Below are 1,805 nucleotides of genomic sequence, written 5' to 3' on the forward strand. Positions count from 1 at the left end.
CGCATCGAAAAACCTTCATCTTTCTCGCCGTTCGCTGCGTCTTGGACCAACGACCGCTTTGCAAAAGTTTAAGAAGTCACCTTCTAAGGCATACCTCTCTGCCAGACCTTCAACCAAAAATTACAAGTCTTCATGAACTCAATATATGTTTGTTTCCATCCAAAAAGTAGCGTAGCGCAGTAACCCTAGTTGCTCGCTACACTGAGCGCAGACCTAACGTAGTCACCGCTTACAGCCCGCGCACAGACGCTGTGTGACACCCACAATGTTCAGCTGCCAGATATTGGTCCCTGCGCGCCCTGCGGCTTGAGCCTATCGTAATCCGCCTGTGATGTTGCAGTAGACACGGCTGAGGGCATGCCACCACCTGCAGCGCCTGGCCCCGCCTGTTGTGGGCTTGGCAAATTCGGCTTGGGGACGGGCGGAGGTGCAATAGCTTTGCCAATGCGTGACTTTGGCTGCTTCTTAGCTTTGACGTCGCCACCTTTGAGCCGTGTCTCAAGCTTGTTGGCCAAGAAGCTTGTGGTGTTTGCAAAGATCTTAATGTCCTCAATGGCTTGATCCAGCTGAACACTAGCTGAAGCCTTCTCAATCACATCTATCAGTCGGCGTAGTTCTTCGCGGTCAGTCATGTGCGCTCCCCGTTAACAGGAGTGGGGTTAGTAAAAGGCCACCCCAAAAGCGTAAGTACTTCCCTATAAAAAACCGCAGCGCAGATTTTTGCGGCTGCAGGGGGAATTTCGGATGAGATACGTCATAAGTGACGCTGCAATGATTAAACCGCATTATAGCGCCATCCGTTCCGGCGCACGCCACACTGCCTCTGACTGATCAGCTATGGCCCTTTCACACAGCGCCTTTAGAGCAGCCAAGCGCTCACCCCAGGCTTGATGATCGTGCTGATCACTTGCCGCTAATCGCGCTGCGTAATGCCCCAATTTACTTGAGCAGATGCTGAGCGTGCCCACACTTGGTTCCGTGTTGTGATAGCGCAGCACGCGGATATAGCCCTCACTGCGCCCCAGCCAGCTGCGACAGAACTCTGGTGTGTTCTGCACGATGCCTGTGGCGATCAACTCATCGCGCATATGTTCTAATAGTCTTATGCTCATCCAATTCTCCAATGCGTTGTTTGCATTGTATTTATCTCAAAGCTGACGAGCTGACGCATTTCTATGCCGCGCGTGATTCCTTAATCACCGCACTGCCGTTTCTGCCCCGTTTTGAGCCTTCGTTGATAAATAAACATGGAGGACCGCAATGGGATTTGAGCAACGCAAACAAGAACGATTGGCATTGGTACAGCACTTGTTGGCACAAGACTGGAACGTGTTTGGCACACTCAAGTTCGTGAACGGGCGCACCATTGGCAGAGAAAGCGCCAACAAACTCCTGCGCAGCTACTGGAACAAAGTGGACCGCGTGATCTACGGCAAAGCCGCTGAGCGTCAGAACATGCGGGTGCCACGCTGGTGCTTTGCACATGAGGGCGCTGATTATGAGAACTTCCATGTTCACTTTGTAATGCCAAGCCCACTGCAGGACACAGAACACATGTGCTGTTTGCTCAATGCAATCTGGGCGCAACATCACACACAAACAGCGCGGCTGGCAAAGAACTGGATCATGCCCGTACACGATCGCGCGGCTGTGACGAGCTATGTTACGCACGAGTATTGGCGCATGGGCAGTGACACGATCTCGGACAATCTCAGTTGGGATGTAAACCAGTCGAACTCTGGACCCAACGACAACTACGCCCAACAGCAGGCACAACGTATTACACTGAAGTGGTCCGGCAAAAC

Annotated in this window: 3 protein-coding genes; 1 reads left to right on the forward strand and 2 read right to left on the reverse strand. The window is 52.4% G+C overall.

What is annotated here, in order from left to right; genetic code table 11:
• Positions 1 to 269: 269 nt before the first annotated feature.
• Both B9P63_RS18735 and B9P63_RS19320 read right to left on the reverse strand, forming a co-directional pair.
• Positions 270 to 632, reverse strand: coding sequence for a hypothetical protein (locus B9P63_RS18735; RefSeq protein ID WP_085311673.1), 363 nt, complete (start codon positions 630 to 632; stop codon positions 270 to 272).
• Between the two features lie 153 nt (positions 633 to 785).
• Positions 786 to 1,112, reverse strand: coding sequence for a DUF6626 family protein (locus B9P63_RS19320; RefSeq protein ID WP_176219211.1), 327 nt, complete (start codon positions 1,110 to 1,112; stop codon positions 786 to 788).
• A gap of 148 nt (positions 1,113 to 1,260) precedes the next feature.
• On the opposite strand from B9P63_RS19320, the gene B9P63_RS18745 reads away from it, so the two are divergent.
• Positions 1,261 to 1,805, forward strand: a 545-nt coding sequence (locus B9P63_RS18745; RefSeq protein WP_085311677.1) for a hypothetical protein, incomplete at its 3' end; no start/stop codon positions are given.

Source organism: Planktotalea arctica, from assembly GCF_002105285.1.
In the GTDB taxonomy this organism is placed as follows: Bacteria; Pseudomonadota; Alphaproteobacteria; order Rhodobacterales; family Rhodobacteraceae; genus Planktotalea; species Planktotalea arctica.

Coding starts and splice junctions, on each gene's coding strand:
- B9P63_RS18735 (WP_085311673.1), bottom strand. CDS start 632: ATGACTGACCGCGAAGAACTACGCCGACTGATAGATGTGATTGAGAAG.
- B9P63_RS19320 (WP_176219211.1), bottom strand. CDS start 1,112: ATGAGCATAAGACTATTAGAACATATGCGCGATGAGTTGATCGCCACA.